Origin of the sequence: Cyanobium gracile PCC 6307, assembly GCF_000316515.1 — a bacterium.
Classification (GTDB): Bacteria; Cyanobacteriota; Cyanobacteriia; order PCC-6307; family Cyanobiaceae; genus Cyanobium; species Cyanobium gracile.
Genome location: NC_019675.1, coordinates 205,235 through 228,488, shown reverse-complemented (window position 1 = coordinate 228,488; position 23,254 = coordinate 205,235). Strand labels below are relative to the sequence as shown.

General features: G+C 73.3%; 22 protein-coding genes. 9 read left to right on the top strand and 13 right to left on the bottom strand.

Features of this window, described 5'->3' with window-relative positions; genetic code table 11:
* Nucleotides 1-30 precede the first annotated feature (30 nt).
* On the top strand, nt 31-2,196 hold the full coding sequence (locus CYAGR_RS01090; protein ID WP_015107896.1) for an AAA family ATPase: 2,166 nt from the start codon (nt 31-33) through the stop codon (nt 2,194-2,196).
* 62 nt (nt 2,197-2,258) lie between these two features.
* Here CYAGR_RS01090 and CYAGR_RS01085 read toward each other — a convergent pair whose 3' ends face one another.
* Nucleotides 2,259-3,269, bottom strand: coding sequence for an LCP family protein (locus CYAGR_RS01085; RefSeq protein WP_015107895.1), 1,011 nt, complete (start codon nt 3,267-3,269; stop codon nt 2,259-2,261).
* Nucleotides 3,270-3,440: 171 nt separating this feature from the next.
* On the opposite strand from CYAGR_RS01085, the gene CYAGR_RS01080 reads away from it, so the two are divergent.
* Nucleotides 3,441-4,628 (top strand): Coenzyme F420 hydrogenase/dehydrogenase, beta subunit C-terminal domain, encoded by a 1,188-nt coding sequence (locus tag CYAGR_RS01080; protein WP_425386800.1) that lies wholly within the window; start codon nt 3,441-3,443, stop codon nt 4,626-4,628.
* Nucleotides 4,625-6,178 (top strand): 4-alpha-glucanotransferase, encoded by a 1,554-nt coding sequence (malQ, locus tag CYAGR_RS01075; protein WP_015107893.1) that lies wholly within the window; start codon nt 4,625-4,627, stop codon nt 6,176-6,178. Before CYAGR_RS01080 ends, malQ begins: the two co-directional genes overlap by 4 nt.
* On the opposite strand, the gene CYAGR_RS01070 is transcribed toward malQ, so the two are convergent.
* Both CYAGR_RS01070 and CYAGR_RS01065 read right to left on the bottom strand, forming a co-directional pair.
* Complete coding sequence (locus CYAGR_RS01070) at nt 6,133-7,098, bottom strand: helix-turn-helix domain-containing protein (RefSeq protein ID WP_015107892.1); 966 nt, start codon at nt 7,096-7,098, stop codon at nt 6,133-6,135. The two genes, malQ and CYAGR_RS01070, sit on opposite strands and share 46 nt — an antisense overlap.
* 11 nt (nt 7,099-7,109) lie before the next feature.
* Nucleotides 7,110-7,829 (bottom strand): pseudouridine synthase, encoded by a 720-nt coding sequence (locus tag CYAGR_RS01065; RefSeq protein WP_015107891.1) that lies wholly within the window; start codon nt 7,827-7,829, stop codon nt 7,110-7,112.
* Between the two features lie 89 nt (nt 7,830-7,918).
* Between CYAGR_RS01065 and CYAGR_RS01060 the strand changes: the two genes are divergently transcribed.
* Complete coding sequence (locus CYAGR_RS01060; protein ID WP_015107890.1) at nt 7,919-8,926, top strand: RpoD/SigA family RNA polymerase sigma factor; 1,008 nt, start codon at nt 7,919-7,921, stop codon at nt 8,924-8,926.
* 89 nt (nt 8,927-9,015) lie between these two features.
* On the opposite strand, the gene CYAGR_RS01055 is transcribed toward CYAGR_RS01060, so the two are convergent.
* Nucleotides 9,016-9,306 carry an RNA recognition motif domain-containing protein gene (locus CYAGR_RS01055; RefSeq protein WP_015107889.1) on the bottom strand — a complete coding sequence of 97 codons (291 nt, stop codon included), beginning with the start codon at nt 9,304-9,306 and terminating at the stop codon, nt 9,016-9,018.
* 138 nt (nt 9,307-9,444) lie between these two features.
* Here CYAGR_RS01055 and CYAGR_RS01050 point away from each other — a divergent pair, with 138 nt between their 5' ends.
* A complete protein-coding gene (locus tag CYAGR_RS01050; RefSeq protein ID WP_015107888.1) occupies nt 9,445-9,681 on the top strand; it encodes a hypothetical protein in 237 nt (78 codons plus the stop codon).
* Between the two features lie 28 nt (nt 9,682-9,709).
* Here CYAGR_RS01050 and CYAGR_RS01045 read toward each other — a convergent pair whose 3' ends face one another.
* The 4 genes from CYAGR_RS01045 to CYAGR_RS01030 all read right to left on the bottom strand — a co-directional run bounded on the left by CYAGR_RS01045 (nt 9,710) and on the right by CYAGR_RS01030 (nt 15,294).
* The gene (locus tag CYAGR_RS01045; protein WP_015107887.1) at nt 9,710-9,889 is read right to left on the bottom strand and encodes a hypothetical protein; all 180 of its coding nucleotides are present in this window, start codon (nt 9,887-9,889) and stop codon (nt 9,710-9,712) included.
* 119 nt (nt 9,890-10,008) lie between these two features.
* Nucleotides 10,009-10,488: a hypothetical protein gene (locus CYAGR_RS01040; RefSeq protein ID WP_043326120.1), complete on the bottom strand. Its 480-nt coding sequence runs from the start codon at nt 10,486-10,488 to the stop codon at nt 10,009-10,011.
* 89 nt (nt 10,489-10,577) lie between these two features.
* Nucleotides 10,578-13,532 (bottom strand): hypothetical protein, encoded by a 2,955-nt coding sequence (locus CYAGR_RS01035; protein ID WP_015107885.1) that lies wholly within the window; start codon nt 13,530-13,532, stop codon nt 10,578-10,580.
* 46 nt (nt 13,533-13,578) lie between these two features.
* Nucleotides 13,579-15,294 (bottom strand): ABC1 kinase family protein, encoded by a 1,716-nt coding sequence (locus CYAGR_RS01030; RefSeq protein ID WP_015107884.1) that lies wholly within the window; start codon nt 15,292-15,294, stop codon nt 13,579-13,581.
* Between CYAGR_RS01030 and CYAGR_RS01025 the strand changes: the two genes are divergently transcribed.
* The 3 genes from CYAGR_RS01025 to CYAGR_RS01015 are packed head-to-tail and all read left to right on the top strand — an operon-like array spanning nt 15,293 to nt 18,175.
* Nucleotides 15,293-16,654: an aminotransferase class I/II-fold pyridoxal phosphate-dependent enzyme gene (locus CYAGR_RS01025; protein ID WP_015107883.1), complete on the top strand. Its 1,362-nt coding sequence runs from the start codon at nt 15,293-15,295 to the stop codon at nt 16,652-16,654. The two genes, CYAGR_RS01030 and CYAGR_RS01025, sit on opposite strands and share 2 nt — an antisense overlap.
* Nucleotides 16,655-16,659: 5 nt before the next feature.
* On the top strand, nt 16,660-17,259 hold the full coding sequence (gene cbiT, locus CYAGR_RS01020; RefSeq protein WP_015107882.1) for a precorrin-6Y C5,15-methyltransferase subunit CbiT: 600 nt from the start codon (nt 16,660-16,662) through the stop codon (nt 17,257-17,259).
* A 10-nt stretch (nt 17,260-17,269) separates the two neighbouring features.
* Nucleotides 17,270-18,175, top strand: a complete 906-nt coding sequence (locus tag CYAGR_RS01015) for a phosphatidate cytidylyltransferase (protein WP_015107881.1) — start codon at nt 17,270-17,272, stop codon at nt 18,173-18,175.
* 32 nt (nt 18,176-18,207) lie between these two features.
* Here CYAGR_RS01015 and CYAGR_RS01010 read toward each other — a convergent pair whose 3' ends face one another.
* Nucleotides 18,208-18,900, bottom strand: a complete 693-nt coding sequence (locus tag CYAGR_RS01010; RefSeq protein WP_245552566.1) for an LmeA family phospholipid-binding protein — start codon at nt 18,898-18,900, stop codon at nt 18,208-18,210.
* Between the two features lie 31 nt (nt 18,901-18,931).
* Complete coding sequence (locus CYAGR_RS01005; RefSeq protein ID WP_015107879.1) at nt 18,932-19,243, bottom strand: hypothetical protein; 312 nt, start codon at nt 19,241-19,243, stop codon at nt 18,932-18,934.
* 6 nt (nt 19,244-19,249) lie between these two features.
* Between CYAGR_RS01005 and CYAGR_RS19460 the strand changes: the two genes are divergently transcribed.
* Nucleotides 19,250-20,788 carry an NAD(P)-binding protein gene (locus CYAGR_RS19460; protein WP_015107878.1) on the top strand — a complete coding sequence of 513 codons (1,539 nt, stop codon included), beginning with the start codon at nt 19,250-19,252 and terminating at the stop codon, nt 20,786-20,788.
* Here CYAGR_RS19460 and CYAGR_RS00995 read toward each other — a convergent pair.
* From CYAGR_RS00995 to CYAGR_RS00985, 3 genes are read right to left on the bottom strand one after another with little or no spacing between them, the layout of a single operon-like run.
* Entirely contained in the window at nt 20,739-21,212 is a 474-nt protein-coding gene (locus tag CYAGR_RS00995; protein WP_015107877.1) for a DUF1499 domain-containing protein, read from the bottom strand. The genes CYAGR_RS19460 and CYAGR_RS00995 overlap by 50 nt on opposite strands.
* The gene (locus CYAGR_RS00990; RefSeq protein WP_015107876.1) at nt 21,209-22,120 is read right to left on the bottom strand and encodes an alpha/beta fold hydrolase; all 912 of its coding nucleotides are present in this window, start codon (nt 22,118-22,120) and stop codon (nt 21,209-21,211) included. The genes CYAGR_RS00995 and CYAGR_RS00990 overlap by 4 nt, the downstream gene beginning before the upstream one ends.
* A complete protein-coding gene (locus CYAGR_RS00985) occupies nt 22,117-23,220 on the bottom strand; it encodes an iron-containing alcohol dehydrogenase (RefSeq protein ID WP_015107875.1) in 1,104 nt (367 codons plus the stop codon). Before CYAGR_RS00985 ends, CYAGR_RS00990 begins: the two co-directional genes overlap by 4 nt.
* Nucleotides 23,221-23,254: the final 34 nt, after the last annotated feature.

Sequence of the window (23,254 nt, the reverse complement as noted above, 5' to 3'; positions counted from 1 at the left end):
AGTGGTGATGCCTCCCCAGTTGCTGTCGCCATGGCTCCCCTGCGCTGCCACCTGCTGATCGGCCAGCCCGCCAGCGGCAAGACCACCCTCGCCCGGGCCCTGGCGCCCCTGCTCACCGGCCCCGGAGAACCGCCGGCGCTGGTGCTCAGCACCGATGCGATCCGGGCGGAGGTCTTCGGCGATGCGGCGGTACAGGGCCCCTGGGTGGACATCCAGCAGCGGCTGCATCAGCGCCTGGTGGAGGCGGTGGCGGCCGGCATCCCGGTGATCGTGGATGCCACCCACGCCCGCCGGGCCTGGCGCCTGACGATCCTCCAGGCCCTTGCCCTGCCGGCGCCCGTGGAGTGGATCGGCTGGTGGCTGTTCACCGACCTGCCCACCTCCCTGGAGTGGAACGCCCGGCGCAGCCGGCCGGTGCCGGTGCCGGTGATCCAGGAGATGGCGGCTGCCCTGGCCGATCCCCACTTCGGGCCGATGCGTGCCGAGGGCTTCGCCGCCCTGTGCAGCGTCGTGCCCAGCCACCACAGCGATCTGGGGCCGGTGCTGGCGGCCGAACTGGCCGGCCTCGACCGCCGCATCCGCTCGGCCACCAACCGGGAGCGCCAGGTGCAGCGCCACGGCTATTCGCGCCTGCTCGATCTGGAGCGGCTGCTGCACCTGATCCGGCTGCTGAGCACCTGGCCCGACCTGGCGGCCAGCGATCCCGCCGCCGCCGAGGAGCTGGCGGCGATCCTCTCCCCCCTGCCGGAGGGCGATCTGGCCGATCGGGCCGCCGCCTTCCTGGGCCGCCTGCACGGCAGCTGCTTCGCCGATGCGGCCGCAATCCGGCAGGACCTGGCCTGGCTGGAGGCCAACGGCTTCTGCAGCGCCCTGCCGGCCACCACGCCGATCCAGCTGGCGCCCCTGGCCCGCAGCCGGCCAGGGGCCGTCCATGGCGGGCTGCCGCCGATGGGCGATGGGCCGGTGTTCCTGCGGGTGATGACCCTGCTGCGCCACCTGCTCCAGGTGCCCTTCGACCGGCCGACCGAGCGCGGCGGCAACCTGCACCAGCACCTGATCGCCGCCACCGCGTCGATCCCGGGGGCCTACCTGCCGGGGGAAACGGCCACCCTGCGCAAGGACCTCGAGAAGATCCTCACCCCCTACGGCTTCCGCAACCGCAACGACAACGTGCGCCACGGCTACTGCCTGGGCACCGCCGTGCTCTCGCCGCCGCGGCTGCGGGAGCTCCACAACGTGGTGCGCCAGACCGCCGGACGCCTGGCCGACCCCTCGGCCCAGGACCTGCTCAGCGAACTGGACGAGCGGCTGGGCTGGTCCGGCATCAGCGCCACCGAGCAGGCGCCGGTGCGCAGCTACGCCCGGCACACCGTGGTGGACATGGCCCTGGTCCGGCGCGATTCGCTGGCCGCGCCGCGCCGCGCCGAGGCGATCGAGACGGCGATCGTGGAGCACCGTCGCGTGCTGCTGAAGCGTTTTGCGGAGATGGGCAGCTTTGCCGACGGCCCCAGCGGTGAGCTGCGGGTCTGGCCGCTGCAGCTGATCTTCCACAACGTGGGCTGGTATCTCCTGTTCGAGGAGGACCACCTCGGCCACGACCAGGGGCTGATCCGCTGCGAGCGGCTGGATCGCCTCGCCATGGGCCAGGCCCACGGCGACCTGCGCCGCGGTGCCGACAGCCACGCGGCGGCCCTCAAGCGGCTGGAGCGGCTGCTGCACCACAGCGGCGGCATCTACTTCGGCACCGACCTGGAGCAGCAGCGGCAGATCACCGGCGCCTCCCTCCAGCGCCGCGGCCAGGCGCTGGTGACCCTGCGTTTCCGCTGCGCCCCCTGGGCCTTCGCCTTCATCCGCGAGGGCCTGCAGCGCTACCCGATTGAGCACACCCGCTTCTCCCGGCCGCTCCCGGAGGACTCCTGGTGGCACCACCCCAGGGCCCCCCATGTGCTGGAGCCCGGCCCGGCCGGCAGCCGCCACCCCTACCCGGTGGAACTCGACCTGCCCTCCTGGACCGTGGCTGCCGACATCGACCTGCGCAGCTGGCTGTTCGCCTTCGGTGGCGGCATCCGCATCGAGAGCCCCGATTCCCTCCGCCTCGAGCTGCTGCAGCGCTGCCGGGAGACGATCGAGGCCAACGGCAGCGAGGAATCCCAGCCGGAAGGGTTCAGCTTCCGGCGGCGGGCCCGGCCCGACTGAGCGCCTCCTGCCCGATGGAGCCTCCCGGCCCGCTCAGATCTTGAGCGTCACCCGGCTGAGAATCATGCCGGCTCCTTCCACAGCGGTGGTGTCGCACCGGCCTCCAGCTGGCGCAGCCCCTTGTGCTTCTCCTCGGCGGGCTTCAGCGGCAGGCTGGCGAACTGCACCGGCCTGCTGCCATCCAGCCCGGCCGCCAGCAGGCTGAGGGTCTCGCCCGGCGTGAGGTTGGTCTCCACCTTCGGCTGCAGCTGGCTCACCAGGAACGGCAGCTTGGCCAGCCGCTCCGGTTGCAGCATCCGCTCCCTGAGGCTGGTGGCCACCAGCTGCTGGTTGCTGCGCCGGCCGGTGTCGCCCAGCCAGGGGTCGCGGAAGCGCACCAGCTGCTCCACCTTGGCGCCCCCCAGCTGCTGCAGCCCGGCCTGCAGGTCGATGGTCAGTTTCTGGGTTTTATCCGAATAGCTCATCCGCCGCGGTGGGCTCAGTTCCAGGCCCCCCAGGCCATTGACCAGATCCCGCAGCGCCCCCCGGGGGAGCACCAGGTAGCGGTCGGGGGCAGGGGGCTCCAGCCCCACCAGCTCCCGCACCGCATCGGCGGTGAGCGCCACGCCCCCGAGGCGGAAGGCCTCCCCCAGGCGCTTGGGGCCCTTCTGCCCGGGGAGGTTCACCGCCAGCTCGGTGGGCAGGTTGAGCACCTGCAGGGGGCCCTGGGGATTGACGCGCACCAGCAGCAGGGCATCGGCGTTGGCCGGGCCCGCGGGGGCGGCTTTGTTGATCGGCGCGCCGATCGTCTCGGCATCGCTGCCGATCACCAGCAGGGTGATGGCCCGCGCCGGCGGGGCGGCCAGGCTGGCCGGGCCCACCTCGGGGGTGGGGGCCAGGGCCCGGTCGGGCATCGGCCAGAGCAGCCCCAGGACGCCCATCCCCACCACGGCGCCGGCGGCGGTGATGGCGAGGCTCTTCAGCAGCCGTCCGGTGGCCAGGCGCCGCTTGGGAGCCGCTGTCTGGGCCGTGGGGGTCCCGCTTCCAGGGGCCGGGGGGGCGTCGGGGCGTCGGGGCTTCCGGCGGGCGGGCATCGGGGCCGAAACGGAGGGGAGCTGGGGGCACTCTCGCGCAGGCGGCGCCGCCCATCGGCCCGGAGGCCATCGCAGAGCGGCGGCATGGGAGCGCAACGACGGATAGCTTGAGCGTCGAGCTCCTGCGCCCACCACCGCTTGTCCTCCGTTCCTTCACCGGCGCCGTCGTCCCTGGCGCCGCACGATCGAGCCCGACCCCTGGCCAAGGGCAGCCCCAAACCGGCCAAGGATCTCTGCAGCGACTGCGGTCTCTGCGACAGCCGCTGGGTGGCCTACGTGCGCCGGGCCTGCGCCTTCCTGGAGCAGCGCTTCGAGGCGATGGAGGAGCAGGCCCACGGCCGCAGCCGCCGCCTCGACGACGAGGACGAGCTCTACTTCGGTGTCCACCAGCGCATGGTCACCGCCCGCCTGCGCCAGCCGATTGAGGGGGCCCAGTGGACCGGCATCGTCAGCCGCATCGGCGTGCGGGCCCTGGAGAGCGGCTTGGTGGATGCGGTGCTGTGCGTGCAGCAGAGCCCGGACGACCGCTTCACACCGGTGCCGGTGCTGGCCCGCACCCCCCAGGAGGTGCTGGCGGCGCGGGTGAACAAGCCCACCCTCTCCCCCAACCTCGAGGTGCTCGAGCAGCTGCCGGGCAGCGGCATCGAGCGGCTGCTGGCCATCGGGGTGGGCTGCCAGATCCAGGCTCTGCGGGCCGTCCAGGCCACCCTGCCCCTGCAGAAGCTCTACGTGCTCGGCCTGCCCTGCGTCGACAACGTCAGCCGCCAGGGCTTGCAGACCTTCCTGGAGAGCGCCAGCCGCTCCCCCGACACGGTCGTGCACTACGAGTTCATGCAGGACTTCCGCATCCACTTCCGCCACAGCGACGGCCAGGAGGAGACGGTGCCCTTCTTCGGCCTCGACACGCCCGCCCTCAAGGACGTGTTCGCCCCCAGCTGCCTGAGCTGCTTCGACTACACCAACGCCGGCGCCGATCTGGTGGTGGGCTACATGGGCGCCACCTTCGGCCGCCAGTGGGTCACCGTCCGCAACCCCCTCGGCCAGGAACTGCTGGATCTGGTGGAGCCGGAACTCGATCTTGCGCCGGTGACCAGCTCCGGCGACCGTCGCCAGGCGGTGCAGCAGGGCATCGACGCCTACGAGAAGGCCCTCAAGCTCCCCATGTGGCTGGCGGAGCTGGTGGGGGTGTTCGTGCAGCGCTTCGGGCCCAAGGGGCTCGAGTACGGCCGCTTCTCGATCGATTCCCACTTCACCCGCAACGCCCTCTGGCTGCAGCGCCACCACCCGGAGAAGGTTGACGCCCACATCCCGGCCTTCGCCCGCCGGATCGTGGCCCGCTATCGCCTTCCGACACCGTGAGCGGCGACCCCCGCGCCTGCGGCGTGCTGCTCCACCCCACCGCCCTGCCGGGCACTCCGGCCTGTGGCAGCTTCGGGGCCGCCGCCCGCGACTGGATCGACCTGCTGGCCGCCGAGGGGGTGGGGGTGTGGCAGCTGCTGCCCCTGTCCCCCACCGACGGCACCGGCTCCCCCTACAGCTCCCCCAGCGGCTCGGCCCTCAACCCCTGGCTGATCGATGCCGACGACCTGGTGGCCGACGGCCTGATCCCCCCCGCCGACCGTGACGCCCTGCCCACCGGACCCGAGGATCACCTCGATCCGGCAGCCGCCGCTGCGCGGGCGGCCGCCATCGCCACGGCCCTGGCCCGGGGCTGGGCCGGGCAGCCGCCGGAGCGGCGGGCGGCCTTCGATCGCTGGGAGGAGCGCCAGCGTTTCTGGCTGGTCGACCACTGCCGCTTCATGGTGATCCGCCGCCTCCAGGACGGCCGGCCCTGGTGGGAGTGGCCCGAACCCCTGGCCCGGCGCCAGCCCGCCGCCCTGCGGGCCCTGGTCGACGCCCGGAGCCAGACCCTGCAGGAGGAGGCCCTGCTGCAGTGGCAGCTCCAGGTCCAGTGGGGCCGGCTGCAGGAGCGGGCCCATCGCCAGGGGGTGCGCCTGGTGGGGGACCTGCCCTTCTACGTGGCCCACGACAGCGCCGACGTCTGGAGCCACCGGCGCCTGTTCTCCCTGCGGGCCGGCGGCGGGCTGGTGGAGCAGAGCGGCGTGCCGCCGGACTACTTCTCCGCCACCGGCCAGCTCTGGGGCACCCCGGTCTACCGCTGGTGGGTGCACCGCCTCACCGGCTTCCGCTGGTGGCTGCAGCGGCTGGGGCGGCAGCTGGAGCTGATGGACCTGCTGCGGCTCGACCACTTCCGGGCCCTGGAGGCCTACTGGAGCGTGCCCGGCTCCGATGCCACCGCCGAGCACGGCTCCTGGCGTCCCTCCCCCGGCGCCGCCCTGCTGGGCCGCCTGCGCTCGCGCTGCCGCCGCCAGGGTCGACTGCTCCCCGGCGACCGGCTGCCGCTGATCGCCGAAGATCTCGGCGTCATCACCCCGGCGGTGGAGGCCCTGCGGGACCGCTTCGCCCTGCCGGGCATGAAGATCCTGCAGTTCGCCTTCGACGGCAACGACGACAACCCCTACCTGCCGGCGAACTACACCGGCAGCCGCTGGGTGGTGTACACCGGCACCCACGACAACGCCACCAGCCTCGGCTGGTGGCGGGACCTCGACGACGGGGCCCGGGGACGGGTCGCGGCGGTGGTGGGGGCTGAGGTGCGGGCGCCGAGCTGGCAGCTGCTGGAGGTGGCGCTGGCCTCGCCGGCCGATCTGGCGGTGGTGCCCCTGCAGGACCTGCTGGAGCTGGGCGACGAGGCCCGCTTCAACACCCCCGGTACCATCGACGGCAACTGGAGCTGGCGGCTCTCGCAGCCGGTGTCCGCCCTGGCGGGCCCCCTGCAGGGCTTCGGCGCCATGGCGGCCCGCTACGGCCGGGGGCGCGGGGGGGCGGCCGCAGCCGGGGGCGGGTAGAGGAACTGGGCCTGGCCCTGGGGCGTGGCCGCCACAGCGCCGGGATCGGCGGCCGCCGCGGGCGCCAGCGGCTGGCCGTTCCAGCGCACGGACCCGGCCGGTGGGGGCGGCTCGAGGCGCAGGCTGAAGGGGGGCAGCACCGGCAGGCTGAGGCTGCCCTGCACCGCCGGCAGCTGGGTTTCAACGCCCCGCTCGCTGCGCAGCGACACCCGGGTGGGCCGGGCCAGCTCGAGGCGCAGCAGGCCGAGGGCGAGATCGGGCCGGTTCTGGCTGGTCTCGCGGCGTAACCGCTGCAGCCCCTGACCGGCGGCGGCCTTGCCCAGGGGGCGCAGGTCGGGATAGGCCCCCAGGATGGCCCGATCCGCATCCTCCAGATCCGCCCGGTCGCTCTGCTCGGCACTCAGGGGCGGGATCGGCCGCAGCACATGCAGCCCCTGGGCGGCCAGCTGGCGCTGCTGCAGGTTGAGCCCGTAGATCAGACCGCCACACAGCACCGCATAGAGCACGGTGCCCTGCCAGGTGGTGAACACATCGATCGAGCCCGGGGTGAAGCGCAGCAGCACCGTGTCCCGCCGCCGGCCGTGGTGGCGGTCCTGCTCCGGCGGCAGCACACCGTCCAGGCTGCCGCCGGGCAACTCCAGGTGCTGCTCCAGCAGGGGCAGCATCGTGCGCAGATAGGCCGCCTCCGGCAGCCGGTCCCGCCAGCCCCGCTCTAGGGCCTCCAGCACGGCGGTGCTGATGCGGGTGTCGAGGGCGAGCTGGCGCAGGCCGAGGCCGCGGCTCTCGCGGGCCTCCCGCAGCTGCTGGCCGGCGAGCAGCAGGGGATCCTGAGGCCGCTCCTCGACGACCGGACGCGACGGGCGCTGGCCCGGCAGTCGCTCGCGCAGGCGCTGGAGCAGGGGCTTGGCCGGGGTGGGCAAGGAAGGGGGGCTCAGGGAGCGACGGCCAGGGGGCCCCATTCTCCCGGTTCGACCCTGCGCCAGGCCCCTTCCGCCAGATCCCCCAGCTGCACAGGGCCGATGGCGACCCGGCTGAGGTCGATCACCGGGTGGCCGAGGATCTCGGCGGTGCGCCGGATCTGGCGGTTGCGACCCTCCCGCAGCACCAGCTCCAGCAGGGTGGCGCCGCGGTGGTGACGCAGCCGCCGCAGCTCCACCGGCAGGCTGGGCAGGCCGTCGAGGGGCACGCCGGCCCGCCAGCGCTCCAGGGTGGCCGTGCGGGGCAGCCCCTCCACCCAGACCCGGTAGGTCTTGCGATGGCCGTAGCGGGGATGGGTGAGGCGCAGGGTGAGGGCGCCGTCGTTGCTGAGCAGCAGCGCGCCGTGGCTGTCGGCGTCGAGCCGGCCCACCGGATGCAGGCCGGGGCGCAGTTCTGGCGGCAGCAGCTCCAGCACGGTCGGGCGGCCGTGGGGGTCATGGCAGGTGCTGAGCACCCCGGGCGGCTTGTTGAGCAGCAGCGTCAGGGTGGTGCTGGGCAGCTCCAGGGGCCGGCCATCGACGCTGATCCGGTCGCAGGCGGGGTCGGCCCGATCCCCGAGCTGGGCCGGCTCGCCGTTGACCCGCACCCGGCCGTCGCGCAGCCAGATCTCCGCCTGACGGCGGGAGCAGAGCCCAGCGGCCGCCACGAGTTTCTGAAGCCGTTCGGCGCCCATGGCTCCATTGTGGGCACCGCTCCAGGTCGGAGCGAGTCCGCGAAGTGATGGTAGATTTACGAAACCAAACGGTTTCGTAACAAGGGACGATGCCTTCGATCACCGTCACGGCTGCTTCCACGGTTACGGCTGCTTCCGCGTCCCTGCTGGTCCCCACCGGCGATTCGCTGCGTTCCTACCTGCGGGACATCGGCCGTGTGCCCCTGCTCAGCCATGAGCAGGAGATCACCCTGGGCCGCCAGGTGCAGGAGCTGATGGTCCTCGAGGAGCTGCGCGAGGAGCTCACCCTGCGCTCCGGTGGTGAGGAGCCCAGCCCCGAGCTGCTGGCCGCCGAGGCGGGTCTCACCCCGGCCCTGCTGCGCAAGCGCCTGCACGCCGGCCGCCGCGCCAAGGAGCGCATGGTGGCCGCCAACCTGCGCCTGGTGGTGAGCGTCGCCAAGAAGTACACCAAGCGGAACATGGAGCTCCTGGACCTGATCCAGGAGGGCACCATCGGCCTGGTGCGGGGCGTCGAGAAGTTCGATCCCACCCGCGGCTACAAGTTCTCCACCTACGCCTACTGGTGGATCCGCCAGGGCATCACCCGGGCGATCGCCGAAAAGAGCCGCACGATCCGCCTGCCGATCCACATCACCGAAACCCTCAACAAGCTCAAGAAGGGCCAAAGGGAGCTCAGCCAGGAGCTGGGACGCACCCCCACCCTGAGCGAACTGGCCCTGGCGGTGGAACTGCCCGAGGAGGAGGTGAAGGACCTCCTGTGCCGCGCCCGCCAGCCGGTGAGCCTGGAGACGAAGGTGGGCGACGGTGAGGACACCGAGCTGCTGGATCTGCTGGCCGGCGACGACCTGCTGCCCGCCGATCTGGTGGACGGCGAATGCCTCAAGGGGGACCTGCGGGCGCTGCTGGAGCAGCTGCCGGAACTGCAGGGGCGGGTGCTGAAGATGCGCTACGGCATCGACGGCGAGGAGCCGATGAGCCTCACCGGCATCGCCCGCACCCTGGGCATGAGCCGGGACAAGACCCGCAACCTGGAGCGGCGCGCCCTCGAAGGCATCCGCCACCACTCACGCTCCCTGGAGGCCTACCTGGTGGCCTGAGCCCCAGGGGGCACGGCCGGAGGCAAGGCCAGAGCCTCGGCCATGAAAAAGCCCCCGTTTCCGGGGGCTGCCGAGGGTTTCGGAAGGGATCAGTAGCGGGCGCGGCCGCCACCGGCGCCACCGCCGCCACCACCACCGGTGCGGGGCTGGGCCTTGTTGACCCGGATCATCCGCCCCATCCACTCGACGTCCTGAAGGTCGTCGATGGCCTTGGTTTCGTCGGCCTCGTTGGCCATTTCCACGAAGGCGAAGCCGCGCTTGCGGCCGGTTTCCCGGTCGAGGGGCAGGCTGCAGTTACGCAGCGCTCCATATTGCGCAAACAGATGGTTGAGGTCATCCACCTCCGCATCGAAGGAGAGATTTCCAACGTAAATCGTCATGAACAGGGAAACAATTATGAACCGATTCGTCGATAGCCCTTGCTGGACGTTGCCACTCGCCGAAGAGAAATCTTTGAATCAACAGAAGCGTACAGCCTGGCTGGGCTGGCAGGCTGGGCCCCAGCGCAGGCCGAACCGATGAAGGAGCAGGCAACAGCCGTCGCCCTGGTGGCGCTATGGGTGCTGGGCTGGGGTGTGGGCGGCTCGCTGATCGATGCCGGCCTGATCGGTGCCGGGGTCTACGACCTGGACGGGGGCCAGACGGGAACCCTGATCACCTTCCTGCTGTGGAGCCTGCTCTGGGGCGGCGTCGGCCTGAAGCTGTGGCGCCGAAGGGGCGCCGGCAGCTCCGAAGACGGGAACAGTGGAACCTGAGTGCCCTGAACGGGCGGAACTCCTCGGCCTACTTGCGGATGCCGAGCAGCTGTGCGCCGTAGTGCTCGCTGAACTCGGCCTGGTGCTGCCAGGCGGAAAGGAGGGTCTTGGCGACCTTGCGGAGTTCCTCGATGTCGTTGCAGCTGTCGATGGCGCGGGAGTGGACGGCGATCGAGAACTGGCGGTTGAGGGAAAGAGAGGCCTGCATGTCCTGCTTGCGTTGTTTCAGAACATTACGAGCAGTTGCCGGCGGGCGGGCAGAGGCCCTCGGAGCGGCTATCCGTACCGGGCTTCCCATCAAGCCCAGAACCCTTCCCTGCACCGGGCTCAGAAGAACTGGTCGAAATTGTCGAAGTCCACGGCGCTGAAGGTGCCGTCCTGCACCTGGGCCATCAGCCGCTCCAGCTGCACCCACAGGGCACCGCCGGTGAGCAGCGACAAGACGAAGGCCACCAGCAGGGCGGCACCGGCGGCGAAGCCGAACACCTGCAGGCTGGCGCCGATGAACAGGGTCACCCCGATCACCAGGCCCGCGTAAGGCATGGTCGTCTCCAGGTTGGCGATCGGCAGCAGGGCCAGCCGGTCCTGCTTCCAGCCCTCCAGCCGGTTCTGGATCATCCGGGCGAACGTGAGCCCGCACAGGACGGCCATGGCCAGGCCGATGCCGGCCAGCATGTAGGGCGGATAGGTGAGCGGGGCGTACTCCAGCAGGATCTCCATGGCGTCGAGATCGCCGTAGGCGCCGCTGGCCTGGTCCAGCCCCGCCTGCCGGAGGGTCACGGGAGCAGCGTCGAGGGCGGCCAGCAGCAGGGACACGGCGGGGATGGGGACGGGCGATCGCGCCCGACCCTAGGCGCCGAAGCCGTCCCATCAGAGGAAGCCGCCGACGGAACCCCTCAGCGGAACCGGCTGCGGAAGCGATGGACCAGGGCATTCAGGGCCAGCAGCAGCAGCCCGACGCCGACGAACACCAGCCCCCGCAGCCCCAGGTCGGCCTGGGCCATGTCGATGGACAGCAGCCGCAGCAGGCAGGCCCCCAGCCCCACCAGGGCCACCTGGCGGAACTGGGGCTCCCGCAGCACCACCCCCAGCAGGTAGACGGCCAGGGCCTGGGCCGTCCAGAGCAGGGTCAGCAGGGCCCGGTCGTAGCCGCTGGCCAGCACCACAGCCACGGCGATGAACAGGGGATGGCCGAGCAAGAGGTTGCGGCGGCGCGCCACCCGCCCGCCGACCCAGGCCAGGGGCGGCCACCCGCCCGGATCGGCCAGCCGTTCGAGGTCGAGCCAGCGGCGACAGGCCAGGACGAAGGCCGTCTGCAGAGCGATCGCCACCAGCCCGGCGGTCTGGGCCGCTCCGGTGGCGGCGGGGAAAGTCGGCAGGCCGATGCTGAGGCCGACCAGCAGCGTCGCCACCGCCAACCAGTAGACGATCACCCCGTAGACCTGCAGCCGGATGGCGAAACGCCGCACCAGGGCCGGCCAGACCAGGAGCAGGGCCAGCAGCGTCCAGGCGACGGCTCGCCAGGGGGCGCTGATCTCCCCCTGCAGCAGCACCATCACCCCGATCAGGGAGCCCTCGAGGAAGCAGGGCTGCACCGCCTTCCAGCTGGGGAGCCGTGCCAGCTCCGGCCCCGCCCGGAAGAACCAGCCGTGGAGGCCGACGGCGATCGCCAGCAGCTCGATCAGCAGGCGGCCGCGCACCTGCAGGACCCCGAGCGTCACCAGCTCCTGGCTGGGTCCGATCACCACCAGGAAGGAGGCGCCGAAGGCGGCCAGGTAGGCCAGGGAGAGCCCCAGACCCACCCGCAGGGCGCCCCCCCGCAGCCAGCGGGTCCCGGCCAGGGCCCCGGCGGACAGCAGCAGCCAGGCCGCCCCCGGCAGCAGTGGCGAGAGCGGCTCGAGCAGCCACAGCACACCCAGGCCGGCATCGACACCCAGCAGCGCCAGCCCCAGGCCCTGCAGTCGGCCGCCGCCAGCACAGGCCGTCAGCAGCAGGGCCAGGACCCCCATAGGGAGCAGGCGGGCCAGCAGGGGCAGCGGCGGCCAGGAGGCCTGGGCCAGCAGGGTCAGCCAGCCGGCGGCATGGGCCAGGGCGATCGCCGCCGTGATGCCGCCCAGCAGGCCGGGGGGACGCCAGCGGCGTGCCGCCACCAGGAAGGCGCCCATCACCACCAGGCTCAGGGCCGAACGCCAGTCCTCCGGCACCACCAGGGCGGTGCCCACCGCGACCAGGCCCCCCGCCAGCCAGCCCAGCAGGGGCGGCAGGGGCAGCGGCACACCGCGGCGCTGCAGCAGCACCTGCATCCCCGCCGTCAGGCCCGCCCCGACCGTCAGCACCGCCCCGGTCTGCAGCTGGTTCACCGTGTCGCCGCGCAACAGCGCGGCCCCCAGCCCGCTCAGGGCCAGCACCACGCCGGCGGCGGCGCTGAGCCACCAGCCGACGCGGCCCAGGGGTCTGGAGCCCTCCCGCACGGCGATCGCCAGGAACAGCAGTGACTCCAGCAGCACCACCCCGGCCAGCAATGGCCCGTCGGCGATCAGCGAGGCCAGGCTCAGCAGGGCCGCCAGCACCAGGGTCTGGCCCACCAGGCCATCGCCCAGGGCCAGCCAGCGCGGTCCCCGTCGCCGGGCGCCCTGGCCCAGCAGCAGGGCTGCAGCGGCGGCGGCCGCCAGGGCCCCGGCGCGGACGGCCGCCGCCGGTGGATAAAGCAGCAAGGCCAGGCCGAGGCCGCCCCACTGGCTGAGCAGCAGGGCCGCCGGCACGGCCTGCAGCCGGGGAGGCGCGACCCCAGGGAGGTGCAGCCGCAGCAGCCCCGGGCCGAACACCAACACCGCCGCCAGGACAGCACCTGCGGCCAGGGCGGGGGAGGCCGCCAGGGCGGGGCCGTTGCGCAGGAACCAGACCACCTGGAAGGCGCTGAACACCCAGCTGACCACGAGCCGGTGCCTCGGCCAGCAGTGCCGCAGGGGCAGCTCGGAGCCCACCAGGGCAATGGCGCCGGCGATGGCCAGGGCAGGCCCGCCCTGGGGACCGATGGCCAGGGGCACCAGGCTCACGGCCACGTGCAGGGAGGCGATGGCGGCGGTGCGGGCGATGGCGGCCAGGGCCAGGTTGGCGGCCACGCCCGCGGCCAGCAGGGCCAGGGCCGTGAATGGGTCATCGATCCACTGGAGCCCGAGCTGGGGCAGACCGCCGCCGGCGGCGCAGGCGAACAGGACCAGGGCGCCGCCACCGCTGCGCATGGCGTCGGTGAGGTCGCGCCAGCGCGGGCGCCGGCCCCACAGCACAGACGGCAGGGCCAGGCCCCCGCCCGCCAGCAGGGTGAGCAGGAACCGCTCGCGGGGCCCCAGCTGCAGGCCCGCGTTGATCGTCAGGAAGGTGACCCCGGCCACCACCACGAGCACGCCGAGCAGGCCGCTCCAGTTCTCCACCAGCAGCCGCTCGATCCGCTTCCAAGGCCCGCCCCCCGCCCCGCGGGGCCGGGGGGCGCGGGGCGCGGGGGGGCTCAGCGCGGGGGTCGCCGGGGGGCGCAGCGCGGGGGTGGCCACCGCCGCCGCCACCAGGGGTACGGCCTCGGGTTGGGATCTGGCTTCTGCTTCGACTGCAACTTCGAGCTCCGGGGCCGCTGGGGGGAGTTCCTCAGCGTCGGCGAGCCGGGCCGGTTCGGGTGCGGTGTCCCCGTCGAGGCGCTTCTGGAGCACCTCGCTCCACAGCGACAGAGCGAAGAAGCGCTCGCTCAGGGAGGCGGCCTGCTGCTCGAGGCGCCGGACCCGCCGCTCCAGGGCGCGGACCTGCAGGATCCAGCCCGCCGCCAGCAGAGGCAGGAGGATCAGCAGTAGCGCCTCGTTCAAGGGGCCGGCGGATGTGGGGGGACGACCAAGCTTCGCCCGACCCGCGTCAGGCGGCCAGCGGATTCAAACGGGCCAGCAGGCCGGTGGCCAGCTTGCGGGCCGAGAAGGTGCGCCGCACCAGCCCCAGCAGAGCCTGGAGATCATCGGTGTGCAGCCGGTCGTGGCTCACCAGGCTCAGCAGCAGCCGCTGGCGCAGGCTGGTGCCCTCCTTGCCCAGCAGCAGGCGCAGGCCGTCGCGGGCCACCGGCAGCAGATCGGTGGAGGCCGAACCGTTCTCGACCACGGCCAGCAGGTTCTCCAGCCGCTCCACCCGCAGGCGCCCCTCACGATCGAAGATCACCTCCAGCAGCTTCTCCCGCATCTCGGCGGTGTCGCCGGCCAGCAGACGCTTCGCCACGTAGGGGTAGGCCACCCGGATGATGCGGAAGTCGGGGTCGAGACGCATCGCCAGGCCCTCCTGGCTCACCACCGCGCGGATGATCAGGGCGAAGCGGGCCGGCACCCGGAAGGGGTAGTCGTACATCAGCTCCGAGAAGCGATCGGTGATCGCCTTGAAGTTGAAGCTGCCCACGTTCTCCCCCAGGGCACCACCGAGCACCTCCTCAAGGGCCGGCACGATCGGTCTCAGGGGGGTGCTGGGGTTGAGGAAGCCCAGGGCCACGAAATCCCTGGCCAGGGCATCGAAATCCCGGTTGATCAGATGCACCACCGCCCCGGTCAGGGTGAGCCGGTCGGCATCACTGAGCGAATCCATCATGCCGAAGTCGACATAGGCCACATGGCCCAGGCCGTTGGTCTTCCCCGGCAGGGCGAACAGGTTGCCGGGGTGGGGATCGGCATGGAAGTAGCCGAACTCCAACAGCTGCTGCAGGCCGGCGATCACCCCGGTGCGGATCAGGGCCGCCGGATCCAGATGGTGGGCCTCCAGTTCGCGGCGGCTCTGCAGCTTGGTGCCGTTGATCCAGCTGGTGGTCAGCACCCTACGGCTGCTGAGGCTGCGCACCACCGCCGGAACGGTCACTTCCGGATGGTCCTGGAAGAGGGTGGCGAAACGTTCGGCATTATCGGCTTCGCGCCGATAGTCGATCTCCTCGAACAGGGTGTAGCCGAACTCATCGATGATCGCCCCGAGCCCGAAGCCCAGATTCAGCGGCAGGAACGGGGCCGCCAGGACCGCCAGCGAGCGGATGATGACCAGGTCGCGGCGCAGCACGAAGGGCAGGTCGGGCCGCTGCACCTTCACCGCCACCCAGTGGCCCTCGCTCAGACGGGCCCGGTACACCTGGCCCAGGCTGGCGGCCGCCATCGGGTAGTCGGGGAACTCCTCGTACAGCTGGTGGGCCGGGGCCCCCAGCTCCTCCTCGATCAGCGCCAGGGCGACCTTGTGGGGGAAGGGGGGCAGGTCGTCCTGGAGACGGGCCAGTTCCTCCAGCCAGTCGCGCCGCACCAGGTCGGGACGGGTGGAGAGGGCCTGCCCCACCTTGATGAAACAGGGGCCTAGGTCGTTGAGGGTCTCAAGGATGGCGCGGGCGAGCCGCTGCTGCACCCGGGCGTCGGTGCTGCTGGACTGGACCGCCAGCCGCAGACCCAGCCCCGCCAGGCGCCACAGCACCACGATCAGCCGGCTGACCAGAACCCAGGGCCGCAGAAGGAGCCAGCGCAGGTCCGCGTTGGGGTCGTAGCGCGGGGTGGGGGTGACGTCCTCGGCCAGGGTCCTGCCGCATCGATGGCCAGACTCTAGGAACTGCGTTCCCCGCTCCATGGGCCCCTTCTGGCGGCCAGCGCCGCTGGCCCTGCACCTGCCGGCCCATGGCCGCGGCCGGGCCCTGGCCCCCGACCTGCGGCGCCTGCTGCGCCAGCCGCCGGGCCGCTGGGATCTGCCCGAACTGCCCGGCTTCGGGGGACCGCTGGAGCCGGAGGGCATGGTGGCCGAGGCCCAGCGGCGCGCGGCGGCCCTGCTGGGGGCGGAGCGCTGCTGGTTCGGAGTGAACGGGGCCTCGGGGCTGCTGCAGGCGGCCCTGCTCGCCCTCGGCCCGCCGGGCTCCCGGGTGCTGCTGCCCCGCAACCTGCACCGAAGCCTGCTGCACGGCTGTGTGCTGGGCGGCCTGGAGCCGCTGCTGTTTGACCTCAGCAGCGATCCGCTCACGGGCCTGTGGCAGCCGCCGGAGCCCCGGCGGCTGGAGCGGGTGCTGGGGGCTGCTGCCGCCGATGGCGGCAGCCCCCCGGCGGCCCTGGTGCTGGTGGATCCCACCTACCAGGGGCTGGCGGCCGATCTGCCGGCCCTGGTGGCACTGGCCCACCGGGCGGGCCTGCCGGTGCTGGTGGACCAGGCCCACGGGGGCGGCGAGGCCCTGGCCGCCGGCGCCGATCTGGTCGTGCTCTCCGTCCAGAAGAGCGGCACCGGCCTGGCCCAGAGCGCCGCCCTCTTGGCCCAGGGCGAACGGGTGGCACCCGCCGCCATCGAGCGGGCCCTGCTGTGGCTGCAGACCTCCAGCCCCAGCGCCCTGCTGCTGGCCTCGACGGCCGCGGCCCTGGAGCACGGCGCCACCGCCGCCGGCCGGCGCCAGCGCCAGCGGGCCGTGACCAGGGCCGGCCGGCTGCGGCGCCGGCTGGAGGCCCTGGGCCTGCCGCTGGTCGCCAACGGCGATCCCCTGCGCCTGGTGCTGGCCACGGCCCCGCTGGGGATCAACGGCCTGGAGGCCGACACCTGGCTGCTGGATCGGGGGGTGATCGCCGAGCTGCCGGAACCCGGCGCCCTCACCTTCTGCCTGGGGCTGAATCCTCCCCGGGCCGCGGAGCGGCGCCTGCCGTGCCAGCTGGAGGGTCTGCGCCGGGCCCTCGGCGGGCCGCCCCTGCCCCCGTTCACACCGCCCCCCCTGCCGCTGCTGGCGGCACCGGAGCTGCCGATCGGCGCGGCCTGGCGCAGCCCCGCCGAGGCCATCCCCCTGGAGGAGGCCGCCGGCCGGGTGGCGGCGGCACCGATCTGTCCCTACCCGCCGGGGATCCCGCTGCTGGTGCCGGGGGAGCGGATCGATCCGGCCCGCGCCGACTGGCTGCTGGAGCAACGGCGTCTCTGGCCCGGTCAGATCGCTGATACGGTGAGCGTCGTGGCCGGTTCGTGAGCCCGTTGCCGAACCCCTTCCACTGGGATTTCGTCACCCCCGGACTGCCGGACAGCGCCTTCGAGGACGCCCCGGGCTTCAGCCCCACGCCGCTGGAACTGCGGGTGATGCTGCTGGCCCACCTGCGGCCCCGGGCCGATTCCCTCGTCTGGGACGTGGGCGGCGGCACCGGCGCCCTGGCCCTCGAGATCGCCCGGCTGATGCCCGGCGGTGCGGTGCACACCCTGGAGCGGGATCCGGAGGCGATCGAGCTGCTGGAACGCAACCGGCAGCGGTTCGGCATCCACAACCTGCACATCCATGCCGGGGAGGCCCCGGAGGGCCTGGCCCTGCTGCCGCCCCACCCGGACCGGGTGCTGCTGGAGGTGGGGCGGCCCCTGGAGGACGTGCTGCGGGCCGTCTGGGGGGCTCTGCAGCCCTCTGGACGGCTGGTGATCAGCACCGTCAACCTGGAGGGCCTGGTGAAGGCCACCGACACCCTCGCCCAGCTGGGCGCCCACGATGTGCAAGTGGTGCAGGCCACCGTGCACCGCATGCAACGCCGCGGCAGCCAGGCCAAGCTGGCGGCCGCCGAACCGCTGTTCGTGATCGCCGCCGAGCGCTGAGTCCAAGCCCTTGCTTCCCGCCCCCCGCACCGCCACCTCCTTCCCCCGCCTGCTGAGCGGCTGGCTGGCTGGCGGCTTCGGGCTTGTGGTCGTGGGCCTGGGTGGCTGGTGGTTCACCGTCGCCGTGGGAGTGATCGTGCACCTGGGCCTGCTGGAGTTCTTCCGCATGGCCCAGTTCAAGGGCATCCGGCCGGCCGTGAAGACCACCCTGGTGGCGGTGCAGTTGCTGCTGGTCTCCACCCAGGTGGCCGCAGGCAGCCTCTGGGGGGGGAGCGGCATGGCGGGCGACGTGGCGGCGGCGGTGCTGCCTGCGTCCGGGGCGGTGATCTGCGGCTGGCTGCTGCTCCAGCCCGTCACCGGCACCATCGCCGACATCGCCGCCTCGGTGTTCGGCCTCTTCTATCTGGGCTTCCTGCCCAGCCACTGGATCAAGCTGCGGGATCTGACCGACCCGGCCCTGGCCCCCGCCCTCGACGGCCTGGGCTGGCCCTGGAGTCCGGGCATGGCCCTCACCCTGCTGGCCTGCCTGATGATCGTGGCCACCGACATCGGCTCCTACGTGATCGGCCGGCGCCTGGGGCGCCACGCCCTCTCGCCGATCTCCCCCGGCAAGACGGTGGAGGGCGCCCTGGGCGGGGTGTTCTGCGCCCTGCTGGTGGGGGGCCTGGGCGGGGTGCTGCTGGGCTGGCGCTGGGGCTGGCTGATCGGGGCGATGCTTGGGGCGTTGGTCTCCCTGTTCGCCCTGGTGGGCGACCTGACCGAATCGATGATGAAGCGGGATGCGGGCCTGAAGGATTCCGGCGATGCCATCCCCGGCCACGGCGGCATCCTCGACCGGATCGACAGCTACCTCTTCGTGCCGGCGGTGGTCTATTCCCTGGTGACCCTGGTGCTGCCCCTGCTGCAGCGGGGCTGAGGCTCCCCCTCCTGGCCCCTCAGGCTCCGGACTCAGGGGGAGACCCGGGCCTCCCCCTCAAGGTGCAGCAGGCCGGCGCCGAGCTCGGCCCGCTCGATGCGGATGTTGGGATCCATCGGCAGCCGGGCCTGGGGGGTCCCCTCGGCACAACGCAGTTCCACGGTGCCGCCATCGGCCCGCACCACCACCTCCCGTTCCACCGGATCCCGGTCGCCGCTGGCGAAGGCCCGCAGCAGCAGCCGGTCCTCCCGGATGCGCAGCCCCGCCAGGGGGGTGAGGCCCAGCAGGTCGTCGGCCAGGCCGTCGCCGAGGCCGCGCCAGGCCGGGGTGCTCAGGGAGCGGCTCAGCCCATCGCCGCTGAAGCTCACCTGCCCCTGGATACGGAAGGGCGACTCCAGCTTCACCGCCTGGTTGCGCACCAGGGAGCCCATGCGCACCTGGATGCCGTCGCAGCGCAGCTCCACCTCCTCGATCTCCATCGCCTGGTAGACCACCCGCCGGGCCCGCAGCCGCACGCCATCGAGGCGGCCCCGCAGCAGCCGCAGCCCCGAACCCTCCAGGCGGATCTCCAGCCGCTCGATGGCCTCGCACTGCTGGCGCAGCCACAGCTCGAGCCCCCGGGCCAGCAGGCCCATCACCGGGCCCCCGGTGGGCTCCGGGGCTTCGGGCGCCATCCCCTCGCTGGGTCGCACGGTGTGTCGCTCGCCGTCCGGGGTCTCGCTCATCCGCCACCAGGGGACAGGGCTCCCCAGATTCTCACTCCGTCCGGGCCTGGCGGGCGGCGCGGAAGGCCTCGGCGGCCGTGATCGCCGCTAGCAACAGCAGCCCCCCCAGGCCGATCAGCTGGTCGGAGGGATCGGCGGTCGACGGGTCCGCCGCGATGCCGGCGCCGCCCAGCACCGCCCCGAGCAGAAACCAGCCCGTGGCCAGCGCCGTGGTGATCCAGTAGGCACGCCAGCGGCGCTGGTAGATGTAGCCGCTGCCCAGGCCGGGCACGACGTTGAGCAGGGCCCCCAGCCAGGGGGCAGACGCCGCCAGGATGGCTTTGTCGTTAGGTGTCATCGTCATCGCTCCATGGCTGGTTCCACCGCCGAGTCTGGCCAGCCGGGACCGGGAGCTGCGCCCTCGCTGGCGGTGATCGGCGCCGGGGTGGCCGGCTGCGCCCTGGCCGCGGGGCTGCGGCGCGGCGGCTGGGGGGGGTCGATCGTGCTCTGGGAGGCAGGCCGGGGTCCCGGCGGCCGGGCCGCCACCCGCCGCTCGCGCCACGACCCTGGCTGGCAGATCGACCACGGGGCACCGCTGTTCAACCTGCTCGATGGCCCCGAACCGGATCTGATGGCGCCCCTGCTCGCGGGGGGCTGGATCGAGCCCTGGCGGGAGCCGGCGGCCCTGCTCGACGGCGAAGGGCACCTGGGGCCGGCCGATGGGGATCCCCTGCTGCGCGGCCGCCTCTACCGGGGCCGCCGGGGCATGGACGACCTCGGCCGGGGGCTGCTGTCCCTGGCGGCGGCGTCAGGATCCCCCGGAACTCTCGATGGCCGCTACGGCACCCTGGTGCGCCACCTGAAGGCCCGGCACGGCGGGGGCTGGCGCCTGGCCGATGCCACCGGGGCCGTGCAAGCGGAGGCCGACTGGCTGGTGCTCACCGGCACCCTGCTGGCCCATCCCCGGGCCCGGGAGCGGTTCGGCTGGCCGCAGGTGCCGCTGCAGCAGGCGTCGCGCGGCCTGGGCGACGCAGGGCTGGAAGCCGCCCTGGCGGCCATCGCCAGTATGGAGATGGACGAGCGCACCAACCTGATGCTGACGATCGAGCCCGCCGCGGCGGCCCGCTGGCTGGCCCTGCCCTTCCGGCTGCTGGGCTTTGACGGCCCCGCCCGGCTGCGCTGGGGGCTGCGGCGGCTGTCGATCCAGCCCCTGGCCGATGGCCGCTGCGCCGTCGTGGCCCATGGGGTTCTGGAGGAGCCCGATGACGCCGCGGCGATCACCGCGCTGGAGGCGGCCGTCGGTGCGGCCCTGGCCCCCTTGCTTGGGCAGCGGCCCGGCGGCGGCGAGGCTCTGGCGGGGGTGGAGCGGCGTCAGCTGATGCGCTGGGGGGCCGCCTTCCCCGCTGCCGGCGGCCTGCCGGCCGACGCCACGGTCTGCCCCCGCAGCCGGGTGGCCTTCTGCGGCGACTTCGTCGCGGGGCCGGGCTTCGGCCGGATCGAAGGGGCGCTGCGCAGTGCCCAGGCCCTGGCGGGCCGGCTGCTGGCCCTGGTGCTGCTGCTCTGCTTCGCCCAGGGGAGCCCGGCGACGGCGGCGGCCGATGCCATCGCCTACCGCTGCGACGGCGACCCGCTGCTGGCGACCAGCGACAACGGGGCGGTGGATGCCCCGGGGATCCCCAACACCGCCGCCGGCACGGTGCCCGGCGCCACGGTGCTGCTGGAGTGGCGCGACCTGCGGCTGCAGCTGCCGCGCACCAACAACGCCGGTCCGCCCAGCTACACCGACGGGATCTGGTGGTGGAGCCTGGAGGATCCGGCCCAGCCCCGCTTCCTGCACCGCCGCGGCGCCATCGAGAGCTTCAGCTGCCAGGCAGTTCCTGCTGCAGGGCCGCCAGCCGGCGACCGTTGACGCCCAGGTCCGAATCCCCCAGCCGGGAGCTGGAGCGGGCCTGCAGCACCCCAGCGGCCGGCTGGGCGTACAGCTCGAGGTCGTCGACGAAGCCGAACAGCCGGCTGGTGGAGGTGGCGTGCAGGTAGCGGCCCTCCCGTTCGAGGATCCGCATCCCCTCGGTGGTCTCCAGGATCGGCACCAGCGCGCTCAGGGCCGCCTCCGGATCGGTGAGCGTCCAGTCGGCCCGGGCGCAGTGGGCCGGCGCCGCACAGGGGGACAGGGAGCCGCCATGGACGCCGAGATCCTCCGGCACCGGCCCCTCCAGGTGCAGCAGCGAGGCCTGGACCCGGCCGGGGAGGGCCAGGGCGGGGACCCCGAGCAGCAGCACGAGCAGCAGGCCGGCGAGAAGACGCGGCAGGGAGAGGCGGGAGGCAGGGGTCATGGGTGGATGGGGAGGGGGGCGCAGGGGGCGCCCAGCCAGGCGGCGGCGACCTGCTCGGGCTGGTCGATGTGGGGCAGGTGGCCGCAGGCCGCCAGTTCGGTGATGCGGGGGCCCAGCAGGGCCTGGGCGGCGCGCTTCTGGGGGGCCCGCAGGATCCGGTCGTCGGCGCCCCAGAGCACCGCCAGGGGCTGGGGGGGCATAGGGTCGCCGCAGCCGGCGAAGCCGCCGCTGCGGGCGAAACGGCCCAGTGCAGCGGCCCAGCCCGGCGTCTTCAGGTGCAGCGAGGCGATCTCCAGCTCCGCCGGACCCACATCCCGGTCGGGGTCGGCGAAGGCGCTGCGGCAGAGGCCCTGGCGCACCGAGGGCAGGGCCAGGAAGCGCACCCCCAGGCCGTCCAGCAGGGGCGGCAGGGGCATGGGCCGACCCGTGAGACCGGCCGGGGCCAGCAGCAGCAGGCGCTCGAAGCGTCCGGGATGGCGCCGGGCCAGGGCCACCGCTACCGCACCTCCCATCGAGGCGCCGATCAGGCCCATCCGGCGGCCGCCGGCGGGCTCCCGCTGCTCCAGGGCCTCCAGCACCGCATCGAGGTGGGCCAGCACGGCGGCCGGGGAGTACTCCCGCTCGGCGGGCCTGGGACAGAAGCCGAAGCCGTGCAGGTCCGGGATCAGCAGGCGGTGATGGGCCGCCAGCAGGGGGGCCAGGCGGCGGAACTCCAGGAACGAGCTGTCGAATCCATGCAGCAGCAGCAGGGGCGGACCCTCCCCCAGCACGGCCACGGGCCACTGGCCGGGGTGCTCCGGCAGCTCCCACCACTGCACCCGGGCAGCCAGGTCGCGGCCAAGGGGATCAAGCAGCGACGCGGCGGCGGTCGCGACCAGCTCGCGGCCGCTGGAGGGGCCGTCCGTCACGCCTGCTGCCGCTCGGCGGTGGCGCCCACCATGGCGGCAAGCAGATCCTCGGGGGCGACCGCGAAGGGCAGCCGGTGCAGGTCGGAGCCCTCCCGGCAGGCGAAGCGGCAGACCTGGCGGAGCTGGTCGAGGCTGGCGCCGGCCAGTCCCAGGGCCTCGAGATCGGTGGGCAGCCCCAGCGTGCGGAAGAACGGCAGCAGCTGGCGGCGGGCCTGGGCCGCCAGGCGGTTGCCCGCCAGCTGCTCCTCCAGCCACAGTTGCACCAGCACCCCGAAGCCCACCTTCTCGCCGTGCAGGCAGCCGTGGGTGGCGGCGAGCTGGGTGAGTCCGTTGTGGACGGCATGGGCGGCCACGGTGCGGCAGCGGGCACCGCCGATGCCGCCGATCAGACCGGCGGTGAGGGCACAGCCCTCCGCCACCCGCACCCAGGCCTCGCCGTGGGGGTCGGCCAGGGCGGCTTCCCCCTCGAGCAGCAGCAGATCACGCAGCAGCCGGGCCATCTGCACCGCCTGCTGCACCAGCCCATCGCCGCTGGAGCCGCTGCTCACTGAAGCCTCGTACCACTTGGCCACCGCATCGGCGATGCCGCTGGCCAGGGTGCGGGGCGGTGCCTGCCGCACCAGAGCGTGGTCGAAGACGAGCAGGTCCGGGCAGCGGTCGAGGGCGACATCCCCGAGGAAGGCGCCCTCGGGGGTGTAGAGGTTGGCTAGGGCCGTCCAGCCGGCGCAGGTGGCGGCGCTGGTGGGGACCGTGATGCAGGCGAGGCCGAGGCGGTGGGCCAGCAGCTTGCCCGCATCCAGCACTTTGCCGCCACCGGCGGCGATGACCGCATCACAGCCGGCGGCCGCGGCGTCCCGGGCCAGGGGGTCAAGGTCGTCGTCACAGCAGTCGCGCAGGCCCTGGCTGGCCACGGGGCGGGCACCGGCCTGCTCCAGGTCGACCGCCAGCTGTTGACGCAGCCCGAAGGTGGCAGCGCTGCGGCCGAGCAGCAGGGGGCTCCGGCCCAGGGCGACGATGCGGGGCAGGGCCTGCTGCCAGGCCCCGTCCCCACGGAGGACCACCGCCGGGGCGATGGCCTGGGTCTGAAGAGGATCCGTCATGGCCGCCATCTCATGGTTGAAATGTAGAAGTCGG